The 26,080-nt window shown below is 33.5% G+C and carries 26 protein-coding genes and 1 tRNA gene; 22 read left to right on the forward strand and 5 right to left on the reverse strand.

Translation table 11 applies throughout. The annotated features are described in order from the left end of the window. The first annotated feature begins 132 nt into the window (after positions 1 to 132). From R4B61_RS04560 to holA, 9 genes are all read left to right on the forward strand, one after another. Positions 133 to 1,329 carry an FtsW/RodA/SpoVE family cell cycle protein gene (locus R4B61_RS04560; protein WP_413627100.1) on the forward strand — a complete coding sequence of 399 codons (1,197 nt, stop codon included), beginning with the start codon at positions 133 to 135 and terminating at the stop codon, positions 1,327 to 1,329. A gap of 12 nt (positions 1,330 to 1,341) precedes the next feature. Continuing rightward, a complete protein-coding gene (locus R4B61_RS04565; RefSeq protein ID WP_413627101.1) occupies positions 1,342 to 1,605 on the forward strand; it encodes a YlbG family protein in 264 nt (87 codons plus the stop codon). Further along, positions 1,605 to 2,156 (forward strand): 16S rRNA (guanine(966)-N(2))-methyltransferase RsmD, encoded by a 552-nt coding sequence (gene rsmD / locus R4B61_RS04570; RefSeq protein ID WP_413627102.1) that lies wholly within the window; start codon positions 1,605 to 1,607, stop codon positions 2,154 to 2,156. Before R4B61_RS04565 ends, rsmD begins: the two co-directional genes overlap by 1 nt. 11 nt (positions 2,157 to 2,167) lie before the next feature. Continuing rightward, entirely contained in the window at positions 2,168 to 2,656 is a 489-nt protein-coding gene (gene coaD, locus R4B61_RS04575) for a pantetheine-phosphate adenylyltransferase (RefSeq protein ID WP_413627103.1), read from the forward strand. Then, a complete protein-coding gene (locus tag R4B61_RS04580) occupies positions 2,643 to 3,692 on the forward strand; it encodes a SepM family pheromone-processing serine protease (protein ID WP_413627104.1) in 1,050 nt (349 codons plus the stop codon). The genes coaD and R4B61_RS04580 overlap by 14 nt, the downstream gene beginning before the upstream one ends. Positions 3,693 to 3,755: 63 nt before the next feature. Beyond that, complete coding sequence (locus tag R4B61_RS04585) at positions 3,756 to 4,436, forward strand: helix-hairpin-helix domain-containing protein (protein ID WP_413627105.1); 681 nt, start codon at positions 3,756 to 3,758, stop codon at positions 4,434 to 4,436. A gap of 61 nt (positions 4,437 to 4,497) precedes the next feature. Further along, positions 4,498 to 4,980, forward strand: a complete 483-nt coding sequence (locus R4B61_RS04590; protein ID WP_413627106.1) for a ComE operon protein 2 — start codon at positions 4,498 to 4,500, stop codon at positions 4,978 to 4,980. Positions 4,981 to 5,182: 202 nt separating this feature from the next. After that, complete coding sequence (locus R4B61_RS04595; protein WP_413627107.1) at positions 5,183 to 7,240, forward strand: DNA internalization-related competence protein ComEC/Rec2; 2,058 nt, start codon at positions 5,183 to 5,185, stop codon at positions 7,238 to 7,240. Next, the gene (holA, locus tag R4B61_RS04600) at positions 7,230 to 8,258 is read left to right on the forward strand and encodes a DNA polymerase III subunit delta (protein ID WP_413627108.1); all 1,029 of its coding nucleotides are present in this window, start codon (positions 7,230 to 7,232) and stop codon (positions 8,256 to 8,258) included. The genes R4B61_RS04595 and holA overlap by 11 nt, the downstream gene beginning before the upstream one ends. A gap of 18 nt (positions 8,259 to 8,276) precedes the next feature. Here the strand turns inward: holA and rpsT are convergent, their stop codons facing one another. After that, positions 8,277 to 8,534, reverse strand: coding sequence for a 30S ribosomal protein S20 (gene rpsT / locus R4B61_RS04605; protein ID WP_413627109.1), 258 nt, complete (start codon positions 8,532 to 8,534; stop codon positions 8,277 to 8,279). A gap of 213 nt (positions 8,535 to 8,747) precedes the next feature. On the opposite strand from rpsT, the gene rpsO reads away from it, so the two are divergent. The 7 genes from rpsO (at position 8,748) to yihA (ending at position 16,673) form a co-directional block, all read left to right on the forward strand. After that, positions 8,748 to 9,017 (forward strand): 30S ribosomal protein S15, encoded by a 270-nt coding sequence (gene rpsO / locus R4B61_RS04610; protein WP_413627110.1) that lies wholly within the window; start codon positions 8,748 to 8,750, stop codon positions 9,015 to 9,017. Positions 9,018 to 9,154: 137 nt separating this feature from the next. Further along, the gene (locus R4B61_RS04615) at positions 9,155 to 10,864 is read left to right on the forward strand and encodes a ribonuclease J (RefSeq protein WP_413627111.1); all 1,710 of its coding nucleotides are present in this window, start codon (positions 9,155 to 9,157) and stop codon (positions 10,862 to 10,864) included. Between the two features lie 65 nt (positions 10,865 to 10,929). After that, positions 10,930 to 11,835 (forward strand): hypothetical protein, encoded by a 906-nt coding sequence (locus R4B61_RS04620; protein ID WP_413627112.1) that lies wholly within the window; start codon positions 10,930 to 10,932, stop codon positions 11,833 to 11,835. 167 nt (positions 11,836 to 12,002) lie between these two features. Continuing rightward, positions 12,003 to 13,190, forward strand: coding sequence for an elongation factor Tu (tuf, locus tag R4B61_RS04625; protein ID WP_413627113.1), 1,188 nt, complete (start codon positions 12,003 to 12,005; stop codon positions 13,188 to 13,190). Positions 13,191 to 13,337: 147 nt separating this feature from the next. After that, entirely contained in the window at positions 13,338 to 14,645 is a 1,308-nt protein-coding gene (gene tig / locus R4B61_RS04630) for a trigger factor (protein WP_413627114.1), read from the forward strand. Between the two features lie 136 nt (positions 14,646 to 14,781). Next, positions 14,782 to 16,068 (forward strand): ATP-dependent Clp protease ATP-binding subunit ClpX, encoded by a 1,287-nt coding sequence (gene clpX / locus R4B61_RS04635; protein WP_413627115.1) that lies wholly within the window; start codon positions 14,782 to 14,784, stop codon positions 16,066 to 16,068. Between the two features lie 17 nt (positions 16,069 to 16,085). Then, positions 16,086 to 16,673 carry a ribosome biogenesis GTP-binding protein YihA/YsxC gene (gene yihA / locus R4B61_RS04640; protein WP_413627116.1) on the forward strand — a complete coding sequence of 196 codons (588 nt, stop codon included), beginning with the start codon at positions 16,086 to 16,088 and terminating at the stop codon, positions 16,671 to 16,673. Between the two features lie 33 nt (positions 16,674 to 16,706). Here the strand turns inward: yihA and R4B61_RS04645 are convergent, their stop codons facing one another. Next, a complete protein-coding gene (locus R4B61_RS04645) occupies positions 16,707 to 16,883 on the reverse strand; it encodes an SPJ_0845 family protein (protein ID WP_413627117.1) in 177 nt (58 codons plus the stop codon). Positions 16,884 to 16,999: 116 nt separating this feature from the next. Between R4B61_RS04645 and uvrC the strand changes: the two genes are divergently transcribed. Further along, positions 17,000 to 18,808, forward strand: a complete 1,809-nt coding sequence (gene uvrC / locus R4B61_RS04650; RefSeq protein ID WP_413627118.1) for an excinuclease ABC subunit UvrC — start codon at positions 17,000 to 17,002, stop codon at positions 18,806 to 18,808. 15 nt (positions 18,809 to 18,823) lie between these two features. After that, positions 18,824 to 20,125 (forward strand): GTPase ObgE, encoded by a 1,302-nt coding sequence (gene obgE / locus R4B61_RS04655; protein ID WP_413627119.1) that lies wholly within the window; start codon positions 18,824 to 18,826, stop codon positions 20,123 to 20,125. Between the two features lie 62 nt (positions 20,126 to 20,187). On the opposite strand, the gene R4B61_RS04660 is transcribed toward obgE, so the two are convergent. Further along, positions 20,188 to 20,430 carry a hypothetical protein gene (locus R4B61_RS04660; protein ID WP_413627120.1) on the reverse strand — a complete coding sequence of 81 codons (243 nt, stop codon included), beginning with the start codon at positions 20,428 to 20,430 and terminating at the stop codon, positions 20,188 to 20,190. 142 nt (positions 20,431 to 20,572) lie between these two features. Between R4B61_RS04660 and rnz the strand changes: the two genes are divergently transcribed. The 4 genes from rnz to R4B61_RS04680 all read left to right on the forward strand — a co-directional run bounded on the left by rnz (position 20,573) and on the right by R4B61_RS04680 (position 24,508). Then, positions 20,573 to 21,514 (forward strand): ribonuclease Z, encoded by a 942-nt coding sequence (rnz, locus tag R4B61_RS04665; RefSeq protein ID WP_413627121.1) that lies wholly within the window; start codon positions 20,573 to 20,575, stop codon positions 21,512 to 21,514. Between the two features lie 8 nt (positions 21,515 to 21,522). Beyond that, entirely contained in the window at positions 21,523 to 23,853 is a 2,331-nt protein-coding gene (recJ, locus tag R4B61_RS04670) for a single-stranded-DNA-specific exonuclease RecJ (protein WP_413627122.1), read from the forward strand. 18 nt (positions 23,854 to 23,871) lie between these two features. Beyond that, entirely contained in the window at positions 23,872 to 24,390 is a 519-nt protein-coding gene (locus R4B61_RS04675; protein WP_413627123.1) for an adenine phosphoribosyltransferase, read from the forward strand. Positions 24,391 to 24,419: 29 nt separating this feature from the next. Beyond that, positions 24,420 to 24,508: transfer RNA gene (locus tag R4B61_RS04680), tRNA-Ser, on the forward strand. 211 nt (positions 24,509 to 24,719) lie between these two features. On the opposite strand, the gene R4B61_RS04685 is transcribed toward R4B61_RS04680, so the two are convergent. Then, positions 24,720 to 25,385 carry a helix-turn-helix domain-containing protein gene (locus R4B61_RS04685; RefSeq protein ID WP_413627124.1) on the reverse strand — a complete coding sequence of 222 codons (666 nt, stop codon included), beginning with the start codon at positions 25,383 to 25,385 and terminating at the stop codon, positions 24,720 to 24,722. 200 nt (positions 25,386 to 25,585) lie between these two features. Then, on the reverse strand, positions 25,586 to 26,008 hold the full coding sequence (ndk, locus tag R4B61_RS04690; RefSeq protein WP_413627125.1) for a nucleoside-diphosphate kinase: 423 nt from the start codon (positions 26,006 to 26,008) through the stop codon (positions 25,586 to 25,588). Positions 26,009 to 26,080 lie beyond the last annotated feature (72 nt).

The following is a 26,080-nucleotide window of genomic DNA, read 5'->3' on the forward strand; positions in this document are numbered from 1 at the left end:
AAAAGTTTAAATCACATTATTGTGATTTAGCTTGAAAGCTGTCGGATACTTTGTATTCCGATAGCTTTTTTTTAATTAAAAATACTAGTACAATAAAAACATTGATATAGTTGTTTATTTCGGAGAAAAATAATGTATAACATTTTAAAAAGATTTTATAATTTTGGCTCAAAATATGGTGCTAAGTTTGATTGGTTACTAGTTTTACCTTATCTAAGTCTCTGTATCATTGGGATTGTAATGGTCTATTCTGCTAGTGCAGGAATCGGATTAACCCATGGTGGTTTTGCCAATAGTTATGTTTTTAAACAGTTCTTATTTGTAATTGTCGGAATGACGGTTGCCTTTTTCACGTTTCATTTGCCATTGAAAAAGATTGATAGTATGAAATCAATGGGACTATTTTGTTTAATTATGGCAGTTGTTTTAATTTATTGTGGGTTCTTTGGAGCCACCATTAATGGGGCTTCGGGGTGGATTAGATTAGGACCAATTAGCATTCAACCAGCCGAGTTGTGTAAATTTTTCTTTATTATCTTTTTTGCTCATATGTTTAAGTATCGAAATAATAAGATCAATAATGCTGGTTTGGGAAAGGCACTTTTATTTCGTCCGCAACCACTAGTTTTTCCTCTTATAATGCTGGGATTGATTTTATTTCAACCCGACATGGGTGGATTTGCGATAAATATTTTTATTATATTAGTTATGTTAATTGCGGCATCAACTAGTTTTAAATCTTTAAGTATTAGTTCTTTCATTATTATGTTTTTGCCGTTGATTATTACAAAGTTTTTTATGGGTCCAATTGCGGCGTTGATTTCAAATACCAAGAGCTACCAATTACAACGATTAGTTTCTTTTGAAAATCCATTTATTCATGCTAAAACTTCCGGAGCACAATTGATTAATTCGTTTTATGCAATTAGTAACGGTGGGATATTCGGACGTGGTTTAGGCAATAGTATTCAAAAAATGGGCTATTTAGCTGAACCCAATACCGATTTTATCTTACCGATAATTTCTGAAGAATTAGGGTTAATTGGGGTTATTATCGTTTTAGGATTAATATTAACTATGATTTATCGCATTGTAATGATTGGTTTTAAAACTACTAATATATATAACAGCACAATTTGTTATGGAACCGCTGCTTATCTTACAATTCAAACCCTTTTCAATGCTGGTGGATCAGTAGGAGCAGTGCCCCTAACTGGGGTTGCCTTACCATTTATTAGTTATGGTGGTTCTAGTATGATAACGTTGAGTTTATGTATTGGAATGGTATTGAAGATTAGCAAGATGGAAGCAAAAAAAGTAAAAAAATAAGGAAGTGATTTTTTGGAATCAGTTGCTAATCGTACAGAACTGTTAGTATCAACTTTTTCTAGTAAACAAGTTAAGTTGTTAAAGAAATATGGTGATATTCGCTTTATTTCGAAAAAGATGCACTATGTAATTTTATTCGTTAATAGTGATGATGCGGATGAAATAATGGCGGAAATAAAAAAGCATCGTTTTGTTAAACGCGTTGAAAAAACGGTGACTTTAAATCTAATTGATAATTTAAATGAATTAAATAACTTAACGATGGGTGAAGAGTAATGAGAATTATATCTGGAAAGTTTGGCGGAAGAAGAATTCAACCAGTACCAGGAACCAAAACTAGACCAACTACTGATAAGGTAAAGGAATCTTTGTTTAATATGATTGGACCTTATTTTGATGGTGAACAGACTTTTTTAGATTTGTTTGCTGGGTCTGGCGCAGTTGCAATTGAAGCTGTTTCCAGAGGAATCAAGCAGGCTGTGTTAGTAGATCGTCAATTTGCGGCATATAAAACTATCAAAAATAATGTTGAAATTGCTGGTGATGAAAAAAATAATTTTAAAGTTTTAAAGATGGATGCTGAACAGGCCCTAAAGAAGTTAAAAGGAAAGCAGTTTAACTATATCTTTTTAGATCCACCATACGCAGAGCAGCAAATGAGAAAACAATTAGCCGAGATTAAGCAAGATCAACTGATTGCTAGTTCAGGAATTGTAATTTGCGAAACTGATAATAAAACCGAGCTAAGTGAAATGGATGGATACGAATTAATTAAACAAAAAAATTATGGGTTAACAATCATCACGATTTACAAGAATAAAGAATAGAGGTTGAAACTATGAAGAAGGTTATTTATCCAGGTAGTTTTGATCCAATTACCAATGGCCATTTAGATATTATTAAAAGGGCTAGTCATATTTTTGATGGGGTTATTATTGCGGTTGGAAATAATACTGCTAAGACCACGTTGTTTTCAGTTGATGAAAGAATCGCATTGATAAAAAAATGTACGGAAACCTTACCTAACGTTGAAATTAAGCAATACTCGAACTTAACCGTTGATTTTGTTAAAGAATCCGGCACTAATTTGATTATTAGAGGTACAAGAGATTCGCAAGACTATAATTTTGAAAATCGAATTGCTAATCTAAATCGCTTACTTGATAGTGATGTAGAGACGTTATTAATGTTAGCAGATAAAAAATACGAATTGGTTTCTTCATCAATGGTTAAAGAAGTGCTTAGTTTTGGAGGAGATATATCGCAATTTGTTCCCCAGCCGGTAGAAATAAAATTGAAGGAGAAATTTAACAATGAAAAAAATTAAGTCAATCCTTAAAAAACATCGAATTTCAGCTTCAATAATTGGTGGAATCGTTGGATTAGCTTGGCTGTTTTTTTGGCCACTAAATGCCTTAGTAGAAGCGCCTGGTGCAGCAATTGATTTACAACCAATGGTAAAAATAAATAACGTGAGCGATTTAAAAAAGACCAAATTTATGATTACTGCAGTATCGATTTCTCGGGCTCACCCAATTTCATATTTGCAGTCGAAATTTGATCATAGCATTTCTTTAGAAAAAACGGATTCTATCACTGGAGGTCAAGACTCTGATCAATTCAATGAGGTCCAAGGCATCTATATGAATAGTTCGATTAACAACGCAATTTACGTGGGATACCGCCATGCTAATCGCAGTGTAGTCAGAGATTATAATGGAGTATATGTACTTTCATTGTTCCCCAAGTCAGATTTTAAAAATAAATTGCAACCAGCCGATTTAGTTGAATCAATCAATGGAAAAAGGTTAAAACAAAGCATTGAATACGTTAACTATATTAAAGGATTACCAGATAATGCTAAGTTAACGATTGATTTTAAGCGTGATGGCAAGAATAAGACAGTCACAGGTCAGAAAAAAGAAATTGTCCCTGGATTTAACGGGGTCGGTATGACCATGATTGATGATATGACGGTCAAGACTAATCCTGAAATTAAGGTGGATCCAGGTGAAATTGGTGGACCGTCAGGTGGATTAATGTTTGCTTTACAAATATATAGTCAATTATCACAAAAAGATTATTCTTTCAAAAAGGTAGCAGGTACCGGGACGATTTCTCCAAATGGTGATGTTGGTGAAATTGGTGGAATTGATAAAAAGATTATTGCCGCAGATCGTAATGGGGCTCAAGTTTTCTTCTGTCCTTATGTAAAACCTACTAAGGCTAACTTAGCTATGGAAGAAAATGGTAAAACTAATTATCAAGTTGCTAAAGAAACCGCACAAAAATATGCACCCAATATGAAAGTGGTTCCAGTTCAAAACTTTAATCAAGCAGTTAAATATTTAGAAAATAACTAAAAAGAGAAATTCAGAAATGAATTTCTCTTTTTTTGCGTAACTGTTTAAAGAAGGGAGAGAAAGATGGATAAGTATTTGGAAGATATCAAGAATTTAGTTCTAGAATATAAAGCTAAATTGATAATTATTGGTCTGGGAATTATCTTCCTGGTCAGCGGGTATATGTTTTTGACTAAATCAAACGAAAATCAGACAACTGATGTTAAGCAGAAGATAAGTAGTCCTAAAGAGGTTATAAAGTCAAAGGAAGAAAAGCAAACCAAAGCAAGCATTGATGAACAAATTTATGTTGACGTAAAGGGGGCAGTTTTAAATCCGGGGATTTATGCGGCTAATAAAATGATGCGAAGTTCAGATTTAATTAAAATGGCAGGTGGATTTAATCAAAATGCTGATTCAAATCATGTTAATTTAGCTAAAAAAGTTAATGATCAGGAAATTTTGTATGTTCCTTATAATGGTGAAGTGTCCGGACTGCCTGATGTAAACCTAAAAACTAGTGAAAATGTTGAATCAGCAAGCGATACCCCATCATCTCAACCAAATCAGACAAGTAAAACCAATATAAATAGTGCAGATTTAACGAAACTACAAAGTATAAACGGTGTCGGACAGAAGAAGGCAGAAAAAATCATTGATTATCGTAACCAAAATGGATTATTTAAAACAGTTGATGACTTAAAGAATGTCCCTGGTTTTGGGCAAAAAACGGTGGAAACTTTAAAAGCTTCCCTAGCGGTTTGATGTTAAATTTAATAATTATTGCTATACTAAAGGAAAAAGTTAGTTAGGAGTAATGGGATAAATGGCAAAACAAAGAATTGCATGGGATCAATATTTTATTTTACAAGCAATTTTAATTGCTTCTAGAAGTACCTGTGAAAGATTATCAGTAGGGGCTGTGTTAGTTAGAAATAAGCGAGTTATTGCCTGTGGGTATAATGGATCTGTTTCTGGCGACGCCCATTGTACGGATGTAGGATGTTATTTAGTTGATGGTCATTGTCAACGGACCATTCATGCGGAAATGAATGCTGTTTTACAGTGTGCTAAGTTTGGTGAATCTACTGATGATGCTGAATTGTATGTGACTGATTTTCCTTGCCTTCAATGTACTAAGATGTTGCTTCAAGCAGGAATCAAAAAGATTAAATATCTCCGTGAGTATCATAATAGTGAGTATGCAGAATCTTTATTAAAGAAAGAAAAAATTGATGTAGAGAAGATTAAGGTAAGTCAACAAGAAGTTGATAACTTACCATTCTCTGACTTCTTATCCATCGACTAATATTAAAAAGAATTTTTTTATTTTCACTGCCAGTTTGTGGGTAGTAATTACCGTCAGCTTCACCCTTAACTTTTGGTTAGGGGGATTAGGGATAGTTTTAGTATTATTTAGAATTTATCGACTTAAAATTAAAGGATTAGTTGTTTTTAATTTAATTTTAGCGATAATTCCATGTTTAATGCTGCTGATTTTTAACCACGATGTGAGTATTAAACAGCATAATTTAGAATTACAAACTAATAAAAATCAAACTTTTCAATTAGACGTATTACCAGATCAAATTCATGTAAATGAAGATAAGTTTACTGGAGTGGTTTATTTACCACAGCTAAGGCAAAAGGTTATTCTGTTTGGATTTTGTAAAGACGATTCAGAGCGGGCTTTAATTAAAAATATTGATAATAAAAAAAGATTGACTGTTCAAGGCGACTTAAGCAAAATTGATGATGCACCTAACGTAAATCAATTTAGTTCACAAACCTTTTATGGTGATCAAAAAATTTATGGCCAGATAAAAAGTAGCCGATTACTGCAAAGTAAAGCTATTTCAAATAGAAGTTTTGATTGGCTTCATCAAATTAGGTACTGGGGCATTAAGTCGACAGAAGGGTTACCGAAAACTTTAAAATTATACGTTTTAAGTTTGGTTTTTGGATATAAGAATGCTGAGTTTAAAGATGAAATGGCCGGAATTAAACAATTAGGAATTATTCATTTGTTTAGTATTTCGGGAATGCATGTTTATTTTTTAATTGATTTATTATTGATGATTACATCGTATTTATTTATAAAAAAAGAATATGTAGAATGGGGACTTATTTTAGACTTGCCAGGCTATTTTATAGTTGCCGGATCATCAGTAGGATTGCTTAGGGCAGTTTTAATGATTGAAGAAAGACTGTTGTCTAAAAAAGTTAGTGTCTATTTTACGCGACTTGATATTTGGTCATTTGCCTTAATGATTAACTTACTAATTAACCCTCTGATGATTCATCAGTTTGGCTGTCAGTTATCGTATTGCTTATCATTTGCGCTTATATATACGGGAAAATTAAATCAATTTCGCACCTCCGTAGTTTTAGATTTAGTTAGTTTACCAATCATTTTGTTTTATCTTTATGAGTGGCATTCTCTAAGTGTTCTGGCAAATCTCTTAATAATTCCCTTTTTTGGTACGTTTATTTTTCCTTTAGTGTTAGTGGCGTATGGATCAAGTTTGATTACCAATCGACTAACTCAAGTAGCAGAGCTGATTTTAAATAATTTTGATAAGTATTTAAACTCAATTTCAGAGTTACCAGGAAAAATTGTCTTTGGTAAACCAAGTGTGTTATTAATAGTAATCTTTATCGTGGTTAGTTTGCTGTTGATTGAAAAATTTGATTGGAAGAAATGTGTTTTAATTTTTGTAACTTTAATGTGTATGTACGTGCAAATTCACTTTCCTAGAAGTGGAGAGGTAACTTTTTTTGATGTCGGACAAGGCGATAGTTTTTTACTTCGAGAACCATTCAATAAGTCAGTCACAATAATTGATACCGGTGGCAAACCCAACTTCTTTGCAAGCCAAGGACAAAAAGATGTCTATTTAGCTCCCAATACTTCAATTAGATATTTGAAAAGTATCGGTATAAGTCGAATTGATAATCTTTGTTTAAGCCATCAGGATGCCGATCACGTGGGCGATTTGCCCGCTTATCTGCAAAACTTTAAAATCAATCGAATTTATATTCCCAGTGGTATGAAAGAGAATAAATCATTTATGAATAAACTTAAGCCAGATATTGAAAAGGTTGAATTGATTGAGGTTGGAAATGGCAATCAGATTGATGCTACTAACCTTAAAGTGGTTCATCCATTTCAGCCGGGGTTGGGTAAAAATGAAGATTCTATGGTTATTTTTGCCGACATTGCTGGATTAGCTTGGCTGTTTATGGGCGATTTGAATCGAGAAGAAGAGTTGAAAATTATAGAAAAATACCCGAACCTTAAAGTTGATATTTTAAAATTAGGCCATCATGGGAGTAAAACCTCGTCTGACCCAGAGTTTATTAAAAAAATAAAACCTAAGATTGGAATTATTTCTGCGGGGAGAAATAACCGGTATGGTCATCCAAATCAAGAAACTTTAATGACAATGAAAAAAGAACGAGTGATTGTTTTGAACACACAGGATAGTGGAATGATTAAGTATCAATACCAAAATAACGAAAAAGGGTACTTTATTACTAAATGGAAAGGAAGCTTAGATGTCAATTAATGAAGAAATTGAAACAATTGCTAAAAAAACCAAACCAATCTACCTAATAACAGGAACTAATGATTATTTTGAAAACGAGATTCGAAAACAAATTAAAAAGTTGATTCCTAAAGAAGATCAAATGATGAATTATGCTGAATATGATATGGATAACACTAGTTTGGCGACTGCATTAGATGATGCACTTTCAGTTCCTTTTTTTGGAGATCGTAGAGTAGTAATAATTAAAAATGCAATGTTTTTGACAGGGAGTAACCCGAAAGGGAAGTTAAAACATAATCCTGATGAATTAGTTAGTTATTTAGAGCATGTTCCGGTTGAAACGGTTTTATTTATCTTTGTTCCGGCTGAAAAATTAGATGGTCGAAAGAACGTTGTAAAAAAATTAAAGCAAAAGAGTACATTGTTAGAACTAGAAAGTGTATCTGAACAAGAAATTAGTAAAATTGTGAAAGATAAGGTTGCTAGTAGTGGATATCAGATTGAAACGGATGCATTGAATGAGTTGTTTTCCCGTACTTTGGGTGATTTAGCTTTAATTATTAATGAACTAGATAAAGTGTTTATTTATTGCAAAGATAGCAAGGTAATTGAAAAAGATACAATTGATAAATTAGTTTCTAAGTCGTTAGATCAAAATGTTTTTGGTTTAGTCGATGATGTTGTTTCAGGAAGGGTAACTAAAGCAATTCAATTTTATGGTCAGTTATTGGAACAAAAACAGGAACCGATTCAAATTAATGCTATTTTAGAAAGTCAATTTAGGCTGTTATTGCAAGTTAAGATATTAGCACAACATAGTTACAGTCCATCGATGATGACTAAGGAATTAAAAGTTCATCCCTATAGAATTAAATTAGCCAATCAATCTGCAAAAAAGTTTACGATTGATTACCTGCAGGCTGCTTATTTGGAACTAGTAGAAATTGAGAGCAAACTAAAAAGCAGTACTGACGATCCAGAACTACTTTTTGAAATATTTGCAATTAAATTTAATAATAAAAAAAACTCAGTTTAATAACTGGTTTTTTTTATATTAAAGGTTGTTTTTAATTTTAGCTAAGTGTGACTTCTTACGGTTAGCATTGTTAGTCTTGATAAGACCTTTAGAGTTAGCATGATCAAGAGCTGCAACTGCATCGCGGTATAGTGCATCAAGATCACCTTTACCTTCAACAGCAGCCTTTTCGAAGTTCTTTACGATAGTTCTCATGTGATTCTTGTTAGTAGCGTTACGCTTACGAGAAATTTCGTTAGTTTTCATACGTTCAATAGCTGATTTAATAACTGGCATAATATTTTCACCTCCACATTAGTGAAATAATTCAAATTTCACGATTCAACAGCTTTAATTATACAAAAAACATTATGTAAATGCAATACTAGCTATGTTTGATTGAAATATTTTGTTGATTCATGTATACTAATTAAGTAACTTATTCTTAGTTTTACGATTCACTGACGTAATACTCAGTATAAGCACTAAAAATAGAGAGGTGGAAGCAAAATGGCTTTAACTAAAGAACAAAAAACAGAAATTATCAACAAGTACGCAACTCACGAAGGTGACACAGGTTCTACTGAGGTACAAATCGCAGTATTAACTGCTGACATTAACGAAATTAATGATCACATGAAATCACATAAGAAAGATTTCCATTCACAACGTGGACTTATGAAGAAAATTGGTCACCGTCGTAACTTATTAACATACCTACGTAACAAGGATGTTCAAAGTTACCGTGAATTAATTAAGAGCTTAGGATTACGTCGTTAATCTTAAATATTGAAAAGGGTGAGACTTTTGTCTCACCCTTTTTTAAAACAATTTTTTACATAAATATGTTAAACTGAAAACACAAGTTAATTTTTGAACGAGTCTATAATAATTTTTTAATATTGAGGTATATAAAAATGAAAAATAATATTAAAGTAATCCCATTAGGTGGGGTTCGTGAAGAAGGCAAAGATTTATTTGCCGTTGAAGTAAATGAAACCAGTATATTCATTTTGGATTGTGGATCAAAATTTCCTTTAGACGAAATGCTTGGTGTAGATTATGTAATTCCTGATTTTAGTTATCTATTAGAAAATCAAGATAAAATTGTAGGAGTTTTTCTAACTTCAGGTCATCTTGATTCAATAGGTGGATTATCTTATTTATTGAGTAAGGTTTCTGTACCAGTATTTGGGACTGATTTTTCAATTAAACTTGCTAAAAAACTAGTTAATAAAAACAAAGAGACTAGAAAATTCAATGATTTTCATATTATTAATGATAAAAGTGAAATTGTTTTTGAAGACGGTACCGTTAGCTTCTTTGGGGTAACTCATTCAATTCCAGATGCAGTTGGGGTAGTTATTTCAACTAAGCTAGGAAGTATCGTTTATACAGGTGACTTTAAATTTGACCAAACGGTTCCTGACAACTACAAAACTAATTATGCGGCAATTGCCGAGATTGGGAATAAGAACGTTTTGGCATTACTCTGTGATGCACGAAATGCTGAAGATACTTCTAAAAAATCAGAAGAAAGTAAGATTCAAGAACAATTGGTTGATACCTTTGATTACCAAAATGGTAGAGTAGTAATCACTTGTTTAGCTGAACACCTACTTCGATTACAAGAAATTATTAATGCAGCATTTGAAACTGGAAGAAAAATTTATTTTGCTAATAATAAGTCTAAAGAAATTGTCGATTTAGCGATTGCTAATGAAAAATTGATTTTACCGGATGACCAATTAATAGTTAAATCAATTGATGAGTTAGAAAAAGTTAACCCTGAAGATTTGATTATTCTACACGTTGGGCAACCAGGAGAGGCAATGCGGTCATTGCAAAAAATGGCTAAGCAATTTGATAAAAATCTAAAAATTGAGGCAGGCGACTTAGTACTATTAGCAACTTCACCACTTAGAGCGATGGATAATGAGTGGTCTAAGACTAGAGATATGGTCTATAAAGTTGATGGCACGGTTACTTCTCTTGATACAGAGCTCAATTTGGCAAGCGATGCTAATAGAAGCGACATCCAAATGATGATAAGTTTAACCAATCCTAAATACTTAATCCCTGTCCAAGGGGAATATCGCCAATTACAAGCTGAATGTGATGCTGCATTAGCAATGGGATTCCTAAACGATAACATTGTTATTCCTGCTAAAGGTGATGTTCTACAATTTGACGCTGACAATTTGATGAAAGCACAGGCTGTTTCTGCATCAGATACAATGATTGATGGAATTGGGGTAGGTGACATCGGTAATATTGTGTTAAGAGATAGAAGCGTTTTATCTCAAGATGGTGTATTTATTGCTGTGGTTACCATTAACCGTAAGAAAAAAGAAGTTGTTGAACAGCCTAAGGTTACTTCTCGTGGATTTGTTTATGCACAGTCTCACAGAGCCTTGCTAAATGAAGCGTCTGATTTAGTAGAGACAACTGTTCAAAGTAATTTAGATAATAAAGATTTTGACTGGGGACATTTAAAACAAGATGTTCGGGAAAAATTAAGTTCATTCTTGTATAAAAAAACCGATCGTAGACCAGTTATTTTACCCGTGATTATGGAAGTTAACCAACATCATCGTCGTGTTAAAGGTAATAAGAAGAAAAAATAAAGACTGAGAATTGAGTGAAATTACTCAATTCTTTTTGTTTAAAAAGATTGTGGGAGAAAATGATTATGGAAGATTTTAATAATCAAATTAATGAAGCTCAGACAGAATATGAAAATGGAAACTATTCTAGAGCAACCGATCTATTGTTAGATTTATACGACCAAAGTGATGATTTTAAAATAAATCAGTTGTTAGGAAAAACATTATTTGCAAATCAACAATTTGTTTCGGCGGTAAAATTAGTTGATGACAATTTTTCGAACTTTATTAAAAATGATCCAGAATTACTATGTAAAATATTTTTAAAAAATCAACGTTACATTGAGTTACGGATCATAATTAATGGGTTAGCAGAAAAAGAAAAAACTAATTGGCTAAAGTTAGTAGAACAGTCAGAACAAGATCATTTAAATTTGGAACCAAATACGGTAGCAAATTTAACGAAGGAATTTTCACATCTAGGTGCTTTTGCAGCAGAAAAACAACAAGAAATTATTAATGATGCCGAAACGTTGCCCTTTGAAAATTACTTAGTAGGGGCTCGCTTAAGCGTTACTGATGCAGATGTTAATCCAATTTGGCGGACGCAGCTTTTGAATAACTTGATGCGCTTGGATGCTGATATGGAAATTAAATTTTTATGGATAGACAATCAAATGTATCAAGTTAATCCAGTGAAATTGATAGATGTTGAAAAAAGTAATGCTTATCGAGAAATGATTAAATATATCGATAGTGGAATTGGTCAAGAGGATCCAATTAAATCTAACCAGATTAAAATGGTAACAATGGTTAATTTACAATTAATTTATCCATTTATTGACGAAATAATTGCCAATCCAGTTGATTGGGTTAAAGTAATTGAAATGAATTTATTTGGAATGCAACCCGAGAATGTTGACGATTTTACAGAAATAAATCAATGGTTTAAAAGGGTGCAAAAGATTATGGATTCGTTAATTAGTAAATAAATTGGTTTCTAACTGTTTACAAATGATTAAGCAATATATATAATATGGTAGTGAATTCTTTGAGAGAATCTACTTTATTTTTTTAGTAATTATAGTATAATTATCTATAAAGATACTTTGGGTTCCTCCAAAGGACGTCTTACGAAAACAATTAGGAGGGTTTCATAATGGCAAAAGAACATTACGACAGAACAAAACCCCACGTTAATATTGGTACTATTGGCCATATTGACCACGGGAAAACTACTTTAACTGCAGCAATTTCAAAGGTCTTATCAGAAAAAGGTTTGGCTCAACTTGAAGATTTCTCACAAATCGATGCTGCTCCAGAAGAAAAAGAACGTGGTATTACTATTAATACTGCCCACATCGAATACTCAACTGAAAAGCGTCACTACGCTCATATCGATGCCCCTGGACACGCCGATTATGTTAAAAACATGATCACTGGTGCTGCTCAAATGGATGGTGCTATCTTAGTTGTTGCCGCAACTGATGGTCCTATGCCACAAACACGTGAACACATCTTATTAGCTAAACAAGTTGGTGTTGAATACATCATTGTTTTCCTTAACAAGACTGACATGGTTGATGACGAAGAACTTATCGACTTAGTTGAAATGGAAGTTCGTGATTTATTATCAGAATACGGTTACGATGGTGACAACACACCAGTTATCCGTGGTTCAGCTCTTAAAGCCCTTGAAGGTGACAAAGATGCCGAAGACCAAATCATGAAGTTAATGGATACTGTTGATGAATACATTCCAACTCCAGAACGTGATGAAAGCAAACCATTCATGATGCCAGTTGAAGATGTATTTACTATCACTGGTCGTGGTACTGTTGCTTCAGGTCGTATCGAACGTGGAGTTATCAAAGTCGGTGACGAAGTTGAAATCGTAGGTCTTGTTGAAGACATCTTGAAGACAACTGTTACTGGTATTGAAATGTTCAGAAAAACACTTGACGAAGGTCAAGCCGGTGATAACATTGGTGCCTTACTTCGTGGTGTTAACCGTGAACAAGTTGTTCGTGGACAAGTGCTTGCTGCACCTGGTTCAGTTAAAACTCATGAAAAATTCTCAGCCGAAGTTTATATCATGACAAAAGAAGAAGGTGGACGTCATACTCCATTCTTCTCAAACTACCGTCCTCAATTCTACTTCCACACTACTGATGTTACTGGTGTGATTGAATTGAACAAGGGTACTGAAATGGTTATGCCTGGTGATAACACAACATTCCACGTTGAGTTAACTAAACCAGTTGCCATTGAAAAGGGTACTAAATTCACTATTCGTGAAGGTGGTCACACTGTTGGTGCCGGTACTGTTACTGATATCAACGATTAATATTTTCAAACAAAAAGATTGCAGATTATTCTGTGATCTTTTTTTGTTTACTGCTAAATGTTTACATTTCAATGTGCATAAGTTAAAATGATAAGCGTATATTAATTACTTGAAAAAGTTTCTATTTTTCATGTTGGAGGAATTTAAATGACAGATTGGGTAAAAAAAGATTTAAACAATGGTGAATTAAAATTCGAAATTAGCCTTGATAAAATCAAAGAAGGTTTAGATAAAGCTTTCAACAAAAACAAAAAAAGCATTAAAGTACCTGGCTTCCGTAAAGGAAAAGTTTCACGTCAAGTATTTAACCAAATGTACGGTGAAGAAGCATTATACCAAGATGCTTTAAATATTTTACTTCCAGAAGCATATGCCGCTGCAATTGCTGAAGCAGGTATTGATCCAGTTGGTCAACCAAACATTAACGTTGACTCAATGGAAAAAGGTCAACCATGGGTTTTAAAAGCTGATGTTTCAGTTAAACCTGCAGTTGAACTTGGTGAATACAAAGGTGTTTCTGTTCCAAAACAAAACACTCGAGTATACAAAAAAGATGTTGACGCTAAATTAGATTCAATGCGTAAATCACAAGCTGAATTAGTATTAGTTGATCGTGAAGCCAAAGATGGTGATACTGTAATCATCGACTTCGACGGTTCAATTGATGGTACTCATTTTGATGGTGGTAAGGCAACTAACTACTCATTAGAACTTGGTTCAGGTTCATTTATCCCTGGCTTTGAAGATCAACTTGTTGGTCACAAAGCTGGTGACGATGTTGAAGTTAAGGTAACTTTCCCTGAAGAATACCAACAAAAAGATTTAGCTGGTAAAGAAGCTTTATTTGAAACTAAACTTCATGAAGTTAAGGAAAAACAATTACCAAAACTTGATGACGAATTCGCTAAAGATGTTGACGAAAACGTTGATACTTTAGATGAATTAAAAGACAAAGTTAAGAATGATTTAAAAGAACAAAAAGAAGCAAGTGCTCACGACACCATCGAAAACGATGCAGTTAGTGCCAGTGTAGACAATGCTACAGTTAAAGACATTCCTCAAGTAATGCTTGATGAAGATGTTGAACGTCAAATGGACCAATACTTAGCTGGTATCCAACAACAAGGTATTTCAGCTGATATGTACTTCCAAATGACTGGTACAACTAAAGATGATTTAAAGAAACAATTTGTTGAAGGTGCAGAAAAACGTGTTAAAACCACACTTGTTCTTGAAGAAATTGTTAAGGCTGAAAAGATTGAACCATCAGAAGCTGACATCACTGCCGAAGTTGCTAAGCTTGCTAAGCAATACGGTATGAAAGAAGAAGCAGTTCGTGGTGCTTTATCAGATGACATGTTAAAACATGACTTAGGCATTCAAAAAGCTGTAAGTATCATTGTGGACAATGCTAAACAAGTTAGCAAAAGTGCCGCTAAAGATAGCGAAAAATAAGAATTAATGTAAAATAAAAAAGGCCGTTATTTTTGCGGCCTTTTTTGTTTAGAACAAACCTTTTTGAAACAACATTTCTTTATGTTATAGTTTTGTTTGTGTAAAAAGGACAGTTCAAAAATGAGGAGACAAATAAATGTTTGAAGATGAAACAAATAAAACAATCGCATGCTCATTTTGTGGAAAAACTCAAGATCAAGTAAAAAAAATAGTTGCTGGTCCTGGTGTTTATATTTGTAATGAATGTATTGATTTATGTGAACAGATTATGGAGACAGAAATTAAAGATGATTCTGCAAAGCAAGATATTAATGTGCTAACTCCTAAAGAAATCGTTGATAAATTGAATCAATATGTTATTGGACAATCTGAGTCTAAAAAAACACTAGCGGTTGCTGTATATAATCATTATATGAGAATTCAAGAGTTAGCGAAGCAAAGTGCTAATGATAAAGATACAAAAGCTAATGACGATTTTGATGAAACTGAGATTCAAAAAAGTAATATTGCCATGATTGGACCAACTGGTTCTGGTAAAACTTATATTGCTCAAACATTGGCTAAGATAATTAATGTACCATTTGCTATTGCTGATGCTACCACCTTAACTGAAGCTGGTTATGTTGGTGAAGACGTTGAAAATATTTTGTTGAAATTATTACAAAATGCTGATTTTGACGTTGATCGAGCAGAAAAAGGAATCATCTATATTGATGAAATTGATAAAATCGCTAAAAAAAGTGAAAATGTATCAATTACTCGTGATGTATCAGGTGAAGGGGTTCAACAATCCCTTTTAAAAATCTTGGAAGGAACTGTAGCCAATGTTCCGCCTAAGGGTGGTCGGAAAAACCCACAACAAGAATTCATTAAAATTGATACCAAGAATATTTTATTTATTGTTGGGGGAGCTTTCCCTGGAATTGTTGATATCGTTAAAGAAAGACTAGGAAATAAGGTAATTGGGTTTGGATCAGATTCCACTCATGCCCCATTAGTTAATGATGACGATGTAATGCAAGCGGTTATTCCGGAAGATTTGATGAAGTTTGGATTAATTCCTGAATTCATTGGACGGCTACCAATTTTAACGGCTTTGAATAAATTAGATGAAGAAGACCTAATTAAAATCTTAACGGAACCTAAGAATGCGTTAGTTAAGCAATATCAAAAATTATTAAGTCTACAAGGCGTGGGACTCAAATTTGACGGAGACGCTTTAAAAGAAATGGCTACTGAAGCGATTAAACGAAATACAGGTGCTCGTGGGTTACGTTCAATTATTGAAGATACCATGAGAGATGTTATGTATTCATTACCTAGTCGTAAAGACGTTGCAGAGGTAGTAATTACAAAAGATGCAGTTGTTAATCATAACGAACCTAAATTAGTTATGAAGCAAGACGCAAAAACGACGGAATAGAGAATCGGAGGATTAAAATGCACGTTTCTGATGTTGATTTAGTTATGAGTGCGGTTGACCCTAAACAATACCCTAAAACCGGTTATCCAGAAATTGGATTTTTAGGTAGATCGAATGTAGGAAAATCTTCTCTAACTAATGTATTAATTAATCGTCGTGACTATGCGCACACGTCGGGACAACCCGGTAAAACCCAAACTTTGAACTTTTACGAAGTAAACCATGCGCTCTATTTTGTTGATGTTCCAGGTTATGGGTACGCAAAGGTTTCAAAAAAGGAACGCGAAAAATGGGCGAACATGATTGAAACCTACTTAACGCAAAGGGATACTCTAAAGGGCGTTATTAGTTTAATTGATGGTCGCCATGAACCAACCGGGTTTGATTTACAAATGCGTGATTGGTTAGATTATTACCAAATTCCTGTTTTATATGTAGCTACTAAGGTGGATAAAATCGCTAAAAGTAAATTAAAACACCAGGAAAATGTTTTAAGACAAAAACTTGAGTTACGTTCTGATGAAGAATTGGTAATGTTTTCTGCTAAAACTAAAAATGGAAAAGATGCCATTTGGGATTGGATTGAAAGTAAAAGTAAAGCATAAAAAAATCAGCTGTTTCGACAGCTGATTTTGTGTTTATTTTTCCTGATCACGTTTTAAAAAGCGATCACGTTTTTTAGCTTCTGATTTCTTTTCGTCAATTTCTTTTTGACTTTCAAATGAATCAGAATCGGTATTGTTTTTAGGGTTAAATTTAGCAAATTTATTTAACATTTCATCTAAGTCTGCTTGTTTATTAATATGAAGACCCATATAATCACTTCCTTTGCTACATCATAGCAAAAAGTTTTCTAATTGTCATTTAGTTATACAAAGGATAATAAATTCATTATAATTAAATAAGCTATGAATTTGAGAGGAGGGATTAGATGGCATCTGAATTGATTGAACATAAGCTGGAACTGCTTCCCAGTAAACCCGGTGTTTACTTAATGAAGGATAAGAATGAAAAAGTGATTTACGTTGGTAAGTCCAAGAACTTAAAAAATCGAGTTCGTTCTTACTTTAAAAGTAGACAGTACGGTAGGCGGGAAAAATTAGTTGAAAATATTTTTAATTTCGAAACAATTATTACTGAAACTGATAAAGAATCTTTTTTATTAGAAATTACGCTAATCCAAAAATATCGTCCTTATTACAACGTTAGGTTAAAAAATGGAAATGGCGGTTACCCTTATATTAAAATAACTAATGAACGAGATCCTAAAATGGAAGTAACCAGCTATGTGAAAAAAGACGATGCTTACTATTACGGTCCTTATCCTAATATTTATGCAGCTGATGAAACACTTCGATTTTTACAAAAGATGTATCCGTTACGTCGTTGTACTGGATATCAAGGTCGAGCTTGTTTGTATTATCATATGGGTCAGTGTTTAGGAGCATGTTTTAAAGAGGTTCCTAAAGCAGTCTATGATCAGCAAATCAAAAAAATTAAATCATTCTTAAATGGAAATGTTAATGATGCTAAACAGTTAATAAAAAAAAGAATGCAAGATGCTTCGGAAAATTTGGAATTTGAACGGGCAGCTGAATTACGAGATCAACTAAATTATATTCAAGCAACAGTTGAAAAGCAGAAAATAATTTCTCACGATTATACGCAACGTGATATTTTTAATTTTTATGCAGATAAGGGCTGGCTATCAATTCAAGTGTTTTATATTCGTCAAGCCCGGTTAATGAAGAGAACTAAGCGACTATTTCCAATTCTTAGTACACCAGAAGAGGAAATGACTAACTTTATTGTTCAACTTTATCAACAAGAAGGGCAATTAAAACCACGAGAGATTATTGTACCTAAGGGAATTGATACTGAAGTGGTTACAGAGATAACCAAAATTCCGTCGAGAACGCCTGTTAGAGGCCAAAAGCGAGCATTGCTTAAAATGGCCCATGAAAATGCTAAGTATACCTTAGACGAGAAATTTAGGCTGATAGAGATGAATAGAAGAAAGACCACTGGTGCAATGGCTGAATTAGCGAAAGCACTGGGCCTTTCTGAAATCAATCGAATTGAGGCTTTTGATCATTCGCATATTGATGGAGCGGATTTAGTTTCTGCGATGGTTTCTTTTGAAGATGGAAAACCCAATAAAAAGAATTATCGTAAATACAAATTAAGAACGGTGGACCATGCTGATGAAACTGCTAGTACCAAGGAAGTTATTAGAAGAAGATATACTAGACTTTTAAAAGAACACGCCTCTTTTCCCGATTTGATATTAATGGATGGTGGCGAGATTCAAATGAATGCGGTCAAAGATGTGTTGGAAAATGAATTAGATTTAGATATTGCAGTAGCTGGAATGGTTAAAAATGATAAGCATAAGACTGCAGACTTATTATTTGGTGATGATGATCATCACGTTTTTCTAGATCCTAAAAGCCAAGCATTTTATTTAGTTCAAAGGGTTCAAGATGAAGTGCATCGATTTGCAATCACATTTCATCATGAACTTCATAGTAAAAATTCAATGACTTCACGGTTAGACAGTATTAAGGGGATTGGTCCTAAAACAAGAAATAAATTATTGAGGAATTTTGGTTCAATGAAAAACATTGAAGAAGCAAGCGTTGAGGAACTACAGAAATTAGGAATCTCTAAAACGGTTGCTCAGACGATAAAATATACGTTTCAAAATTCTAAGCCTAAAGCACAGATGAGAAAAATGTAAAAGAACGGAGAAAATATGTTTGTTGATCAAGTAAAATTTAATGTTAAAGCCGGTAAAGGTGGAGACGGAATGGTCGGATTTCGGCGGGAAAAGTTTGTTCCTAATGGTGGACCAGCTGGTGGAGATGGTGGTCGCGGTGGTGACGTTGTTTTCATCGTTGATACAGGAATGAGCACGTTAATGGACTTTAAATATAAAAAATTATTTAAAGCTAAAAATGGTGGTAACGGAGCCAATAAAAGAATGACTGGTGCCAGTGCTGAGGATTTGATTATTAAAGTCCCAGAAGGAACGACTATTTTTGATGAGGCAACCGGGAAAGTGATTGCCGATTTAACTAAAGCAGGCGACGAAGCAGTGATTGCCAAAGGTGGTCGCGGTGGTCGTGGAAATACCCATTTTGCAACTGCGAAAAATTCAGCGCCAGAAATCGCTGAAAATGGTGAACCAGGTGAAGAATTAGAAGTTAGTTTACAACTGCGTTTATTGGCAGACGTTGGTCTAGTAGCACTACCATCTGCTGGGAAATCAACTTTATTGAGTACGATTACGAACTCAAAGCCTAAGATTGCTCAATACCACTTCACCACGTTAGTTCCTAACCTAGGAATTGTCAGAAATGAAGATGGTAATGACTTTGTAATTGCTGATTTACCAGGTTTAATTGAAGGAGCATCACAAGGGGTAGGTTTAGGATTTGAATTCTTACGTCATATTCAAAGAACGAGAGTAATTCTTCACTTAGTTGATATGAGTGGAGTTGAAGGTCGAGATCCTTACGATGATTACGTAAAAATCAACGATGAACTTAGAAACTTTGATGAAACTTTATTGAAACGTCCCCAAATTATTGTTGCTACTAAGATGGATATGCCTGATTCTGAGGAAAACTTAAAAGTATTTAAGCAAGAATTAGAAGATCATGGCGAAACGGATGTAAAGATTGATTCAATTTCATCGATTACTCATCAAGGTTTAAAGACGTTAATCAGTGATACTGGTGATTTATTAGCTAAAACGCCTAAATTCTCGTTTATTGATAGTGATGAAAATCAAGATGAAGATGGAGTGCTTTATAAGGCAGAAGAAACTGAAAAACCATTTGAAATTCATCGAGATGAGTATGGGGTTTGGATGTTAACGGGTAAGAAAATCGAAAAATTATTCTTAATGACCAATACTGATCACAGTCAGAGTATGATGCGTTTCTCTCGTCAACTTCGTGGAATGGGTGTAGATGATGCCCTTCGAGAAGCGGGAGCACAAGATGGAGATCTAGTTGGAATCTTAGACTTTACCTTCACTTATATGAATTAAAAAAAATACTAAATATCAACGTTAGACTTTCGTTGATATTTAGTATTTTTAATTTTATTAACTTATCCAAAAATGATTTGTTGATTATTTAAACGATAACCAAATAAGGTGATTGAATTAATGGATCCGACCGACAGTTGAAGTTCGGGATTTATATTTTTGGTTTTTTCGTTAAATTCACTTAAAGTAAGCGGTTGAATGTTTTTATCAGAACTAAAAATCAAACGATTATTGCTAATTTTAATTTGGGTCAGGGGCTGAGGTTGATTGTCATAGGTAAAGTAGAGAACTCGACTTTTATCCAAATCTTGACTTGATCTTTTAAATTCAAATAGTTTAATAATAATCACCTTATTTTCTAAATTTAGCTATCTCATTATGCTACAATAAACTATACAATATTATTATGATGAACGAAATTAGTTTCTTAGAAGGAACGGTAAAAGTATGCAATTAGAATTTTTTGGAACGGGAGCAGGGGTTCCCGGGAAATTTAGAAACGTCTCTAGTGTCGCCCTACGTTTGTTAGATGAATCAAATGAAGTTTGGTTGTTTGATTGTGGTGAAGGTACGCAACAACAAATGTTACGTTCCACGCTTAAGCCCCGTAAAATTGATAAAATTTTCATTACTCATTTACACGGAGACCACATTTTTGGGTTACCAGGATTACTTTCTAGTCGCTCATTTCAAGGTGGGGATGAACCGTTAGTAATTTATGGGCCCAAGGGAATTAAAGATTTTGTACAAATTTCCCTTCGAGTTTCACAAACTAAATTATCTTACAAAATTAAGTTTATAGAATTAACCGAAGAAGGAATTATCGTTGATGAACCCAAATTTTACGTTATGGCTGCTAAGTTACAACATAAAATTGAATGTTGGGGATATCGAGTTATTGAAAAAGATCATCCTGGTGAATTGATGGTTGATAAACTGAGAGCTGATGAAATTCCAGCTGGTCCAGTTTACGGGAAATTAAAAAATGGACAAGTGGTTACTTTGCCAGATGGAAGAACTATTGATGGTAAAAATTACATTGGTAAGGCTCAAATGGGAAGAATCGTAACTATTCTAGGCGATACCCGAAATACTCCTAATATTAAGAAGTTATCACAGGGTGCAGATATTGTGGTGCATGAAAGTACTTTTGGTAAGGGAGAATCCAAACTAGCAAGAAGTTACTATCATTCTACCAATATAGAGGCGGCTAAGATGGCTAAAACATCTTCCGTTAGTCGTTTGTTATTAACTCATATTTCAGCTCGTTACACGGCTAAAATGGCAAGAGAATTACAAGATCAAGCCCAAGAAATATTTGCTAATACCAAGGTAGTTAAGGATTTTGATTTTATTGATGTACCGTTTAATAAGCACGAAGAAGCTTAAAATTACGTTTGAAAGAAGGTTTAACATTGTTCTCTTCTAAATATGATTGGGAAATTCGACCAAATAAAGCTAGTTCAGAACAAATTAAATCATTAGCTTCAGATTTAGGAATTAGTCAGTTAGTAGCACAATTATTAATAAATCGAGGATTTCAGGATCCGGATGAGATTAAACATTTTTTGAGTCCCGATACTTCTGATTTAAATGATCCATTTTTATTTAATGACATGGATAAAGCCATTGAAAGAATTGAAAGTGCCATAGCTGAAAACGAGAAAATTACCATTTATGGAGACTATGATGCTGACGGGATTACTAGTACTTCAATAATTTATGAAACTTTATTAGAGATTGGTGCTAATGTAACTTATTATATTCCCAATCGCTTTAAGGATGGTTATGGTCCTAATGCTGATGTTTATAAACAATTAATTGCAGATGGAACTAAGTTAATCATTACGGTTGATAACGGTGTTTCCGGCTACGATGCAGTTGAGGTTGCAAACCAGTTGGATTGTGATGTAATCATTACTGATCACCATGAGTTGCCGGATAAGTTACCGAATGCCTATGCCATTATTCATGCAGATTTAAGTCCTAATTATCCTTTCAAAGAATTATCTGGAGCTGGAATTGCGTTTAAAGTTGCAACTGCATTATCTGATGAAATTCCACAAGAAAAATTAGATTTAGCTGCAATTGGAACAATTGCGGATTTAGTCTCATTAACGAAAGAAAACCGGGCCTTAGTTCAATTTGGATTAAATGTGATTCATTTGACGGAAAGACCGGGATTGAAGCGGCTAGTCAAAAGAAACCAAGTTAAAATTGAAAATATTGATGAAGAAGACATTGGTTTCAAGATTGCTCCATCATTAAATGCTTTAGGTAGAATGGGAGATGCGAGTCAGGGAGTTGAACTATTAACGACCACTGATGATCAAATTGCTGATGACTTAGCCAAACAGACTGAAAAACAAAATGAAGAACGAAAAACCTTAGTTGCGGATTTAACCGAAAAGGCAACTGAGATAGCAGAATCTCCTGAAAATACAAAACGAAATACTTTAGTTATCAATGGACGCGGATGGCACACTGGTATTTTGGGAATCGTTGCCAGTCGTTTAACTGATAAATTCAATAAACCAACGATTGTTATCGGAGAAGATCCAGAAACCGGGATTGCTAAGGGTTCAGGTAGAAGTATTTCAGGTTTCGATTTATTTCAGGCTTTACATGATAGTACAGACCTAATGGATGCCTTTGGTGGGCATGAAATGGCAATCGGATTAACCATCCAATCTAATAATATTTCGCAATTAGCTGATAATTTAGAACAAGTGGCAACCAGTCAAGATATTGATTGTACTAAGAAGCCCCAATTGAAGCTAGATTATGAAGTTAGCGCGGATGATATAAACAATGATTTGTATGATGACTTGGCTTTGTTAAGTCCATTTGGAACTGACAATGAAAAACCTGCTTTTGCAATAAAACCTAACTTACTAGGTTCAATAACAATAATTGGAAAGACTAAAGAACATTTAAAGTTTGATATTATTGGAAAGAATAGCAAGGTAGGTGCAATCGATTTTGGAGCGGGTCAGGATGCGACAGAAATTAGGGAACTTGATCGCAATCTGAAGGTTGCTGGAACAATTGGTAAAAACGAGTTCAGAGGAAGAACTAATCTACAGGTAATGGTTTCTGATTTAGAAGTTGCTGGATCAGTTATTCTTGATAAAAGGACCAATAATTTAGTTGCACAAATGTTTGAAGAAGACGGGCAATATTTGTTTTTTAATCCCAAGTTAATGGACAAATTATCGAGATATTTAAATGCTAATAGTGAAGCCCAGTTAGCAAGTGACTTTGTAGCTAAAAATGACTATAAGAAGCTGTTTGTGGTGGATTGTCCGCCTAGTTTAATTGATTTGAAAAATGTAATTAAAGAAAGTAACAATTCACAAATTACGTTATACCTTTTCAAACCACATTTAATTAGTAATTATGGTATGCCAAAACGGGAACAATATGCTAAACTATTTAAGTTCATTAAATTTCATAATAATGTTTCTTTGAGAAAACATTTAAAAAGTATTTCTAATGAATTGAAAATAAATCAGAATCTGTTGGTATTTATGATTAAAGTATTTAATGAATTAGGTTTTGTTACTATTAATGATGGTATGATGAATACAGTTGCTAGTCCGCAGAAACAGTCACTTTCAAGTGCAGTGGTTTATCAAAGGCGACTCCAAGAGATTGAGATTGAGAATCAATTAATTAATTTAAACCAAAACGCATTGATTAATTTAATTAACGAAATGCAAGATTAATAACGGAAGGAAATACAAATGGCACTTAATTTAAAAGATTATATTGCTAGTTATCCTGATTTTCCAGAACCAGGGGTATTATTTAGAGATATTTCACCACTTTTAGAAGATGGGGAAGCATATAAACAAGCAACCAATGAAATTGTTGACTATGCCAAAAAACTTAATGTAGACGTGGTGGTTGGACCAGAAGCTCGTGGTTTTATTGTTGGATGTCCAGTTGCTTATGAGTTAGGGATTGGATTTGCACCTGCTCGTAAGAAGGGTAAATTACCCGGTAAGACAGTAAAAGAAACCTATGGACTAGAATATGGTCAGTCAGCTTTATATCTTCATGCTGATACAATCAAGCCCGGACAAAGAGTATTGGTTACTGATGACCTATTAGCAACCGGTGGTACTTTAGCCGCAACCATTAAATTGATTGAAGATTTAGGTGGTAAGGTAGTGGGAACTGCCTTTCTAGTTGAATTAATGGACCTACATGGTCGCGATAAGATTAAGGATTATGATATCCTTAGTTTGACTAAATTTTAAAAAAAACTGCAGAGATGCAGTTTAATTATGGAGAGTTGGCAGAGTGGTAATGCACCGGACTCGAAATCCGGCGAACCGAGTTTTCCTCGGCGCGCAGGTTCAAATCCTGTACTCTCCTTTTTATGCTTTTTTATGATTTATTATGAGTGCTAATGAAATGTAAAATGCCTTTATACCGGCATTTGTAGTTCATTAGCACTTTTTAAAACTCAAATAATTTGGACCGTATTTGGACCTTTTTAAATTTTTTTGCCCAAATTTTGCCCAAATTAGATAGTTATTTTCATAAAAAAAATCCTCAGATGGTTTATAAACCGTCTGGGGATTTTTTAAAATTCTTTCATCGTTAATTTGACAATCCCAATTATTTTTCCAAGTTTATCTTGATTTAAGATAAGTGGGGAATAGTTAGGATTATCTGGGATTAAAATTGTATCTTGATCAGTTTTTTTAACTTTTTTTAAGATAATTGTATTGTCTTGTAACAAAATAGCAGCTATCTTACCATTATTTGCGGAATCCTGCATCTTAATAAGAACTCTAGAACCTTTTTTGATGGTCGGTTCCATACTATCACGTTGGTATTCCATAATGAAAAAGTTATTGCCATTAGCTAATGATGAGGGGACCTTAATATATCTGATAATATTTTCTTTTGCTAAAATATTATTTCTTTCAGTGATTTTATTGATAACTGGTACTTCTGTAAAATCTTTTAAAATAGAGTTGTCACTGGCATCATCTTCTTTTCTTCCTAACCCAGCTAGTTCAAAAATATCTTTTTCAGGTACTCTTAGGGCCTTGGCAATTCTTTGTAAGGTTTTAATTTTGGGTATATTTCGTTCTCCTCTTTCAACCAAAGACCAGTATGATGGTGATATATTTATTCCCTTTTCATCAGTTGATTGGTTTGAAACTTGACGAAGTGAATATGATTTTGATTTTCTGATTTGTTTTATGTTACTTCCAAATGTTAAAGGATCGATTTTCTCCATAGTCATTAACTCCTTAATTAATATAAGTTTAACAAAAAAATAGATACTTTATTGTTTTTAATTGAGATTATTTAAGGAAGCGTTTACAAAAGTTATATGTAAAGTTAAATAATTAAACAATTATTTATTTAAATAAAATTTATTTATATATGGAGAGTGTACCGAACTAAAACTGTTATGTACACAATTAACACTTATTGTTATTTTTCAGGAAACCAAATTTTAATTTCTTTTTCCGCACTTTCAACACTATCAGAACTATGAACTACATTTCTGAGTAGTCCATCTGACCATTCACGGCCTAAATCACCTCTAATTGTTCCAAAAGCGGCTTTTGAAGGGTCAGTGTCACCAGCCATCCGGTGGAATACGTTTACAATTTTAGTTCCAGTTGCGATTATGGCAACAATTGGTCCTTCAGTCATGTATGATTCAATATCTGGGTAGAAAGGTTTATCGACTAAATTAGCATAATGTTTATGTAATTGATCTTTAGTTGCATGGGTAACCTTGAGACTTTCAATTTCATAACCTTTAAGTTCAATTCTGGTAATTACTTCACCAATGTGCCCTAAGTTAACGCCGTCTGGTTTAATTAAAATTAAAATACGTTCAGAATTCATAATTTATACTCCCTTATTATTCATTTATATTCATATTATATAATTTTTCCGAAGTAGTTAGCCAAAAAATTT

It is taken from the genome of Fructilactobacillus vespulae (assembly GCF_047324295.1).
Taxonomy (GTDB): Bacteria; Bacillota; Bacilli; order Lactobacillales; family Lactobacillaceae; genus Fructilactobacillus; species Fructilactobacillus vespulae.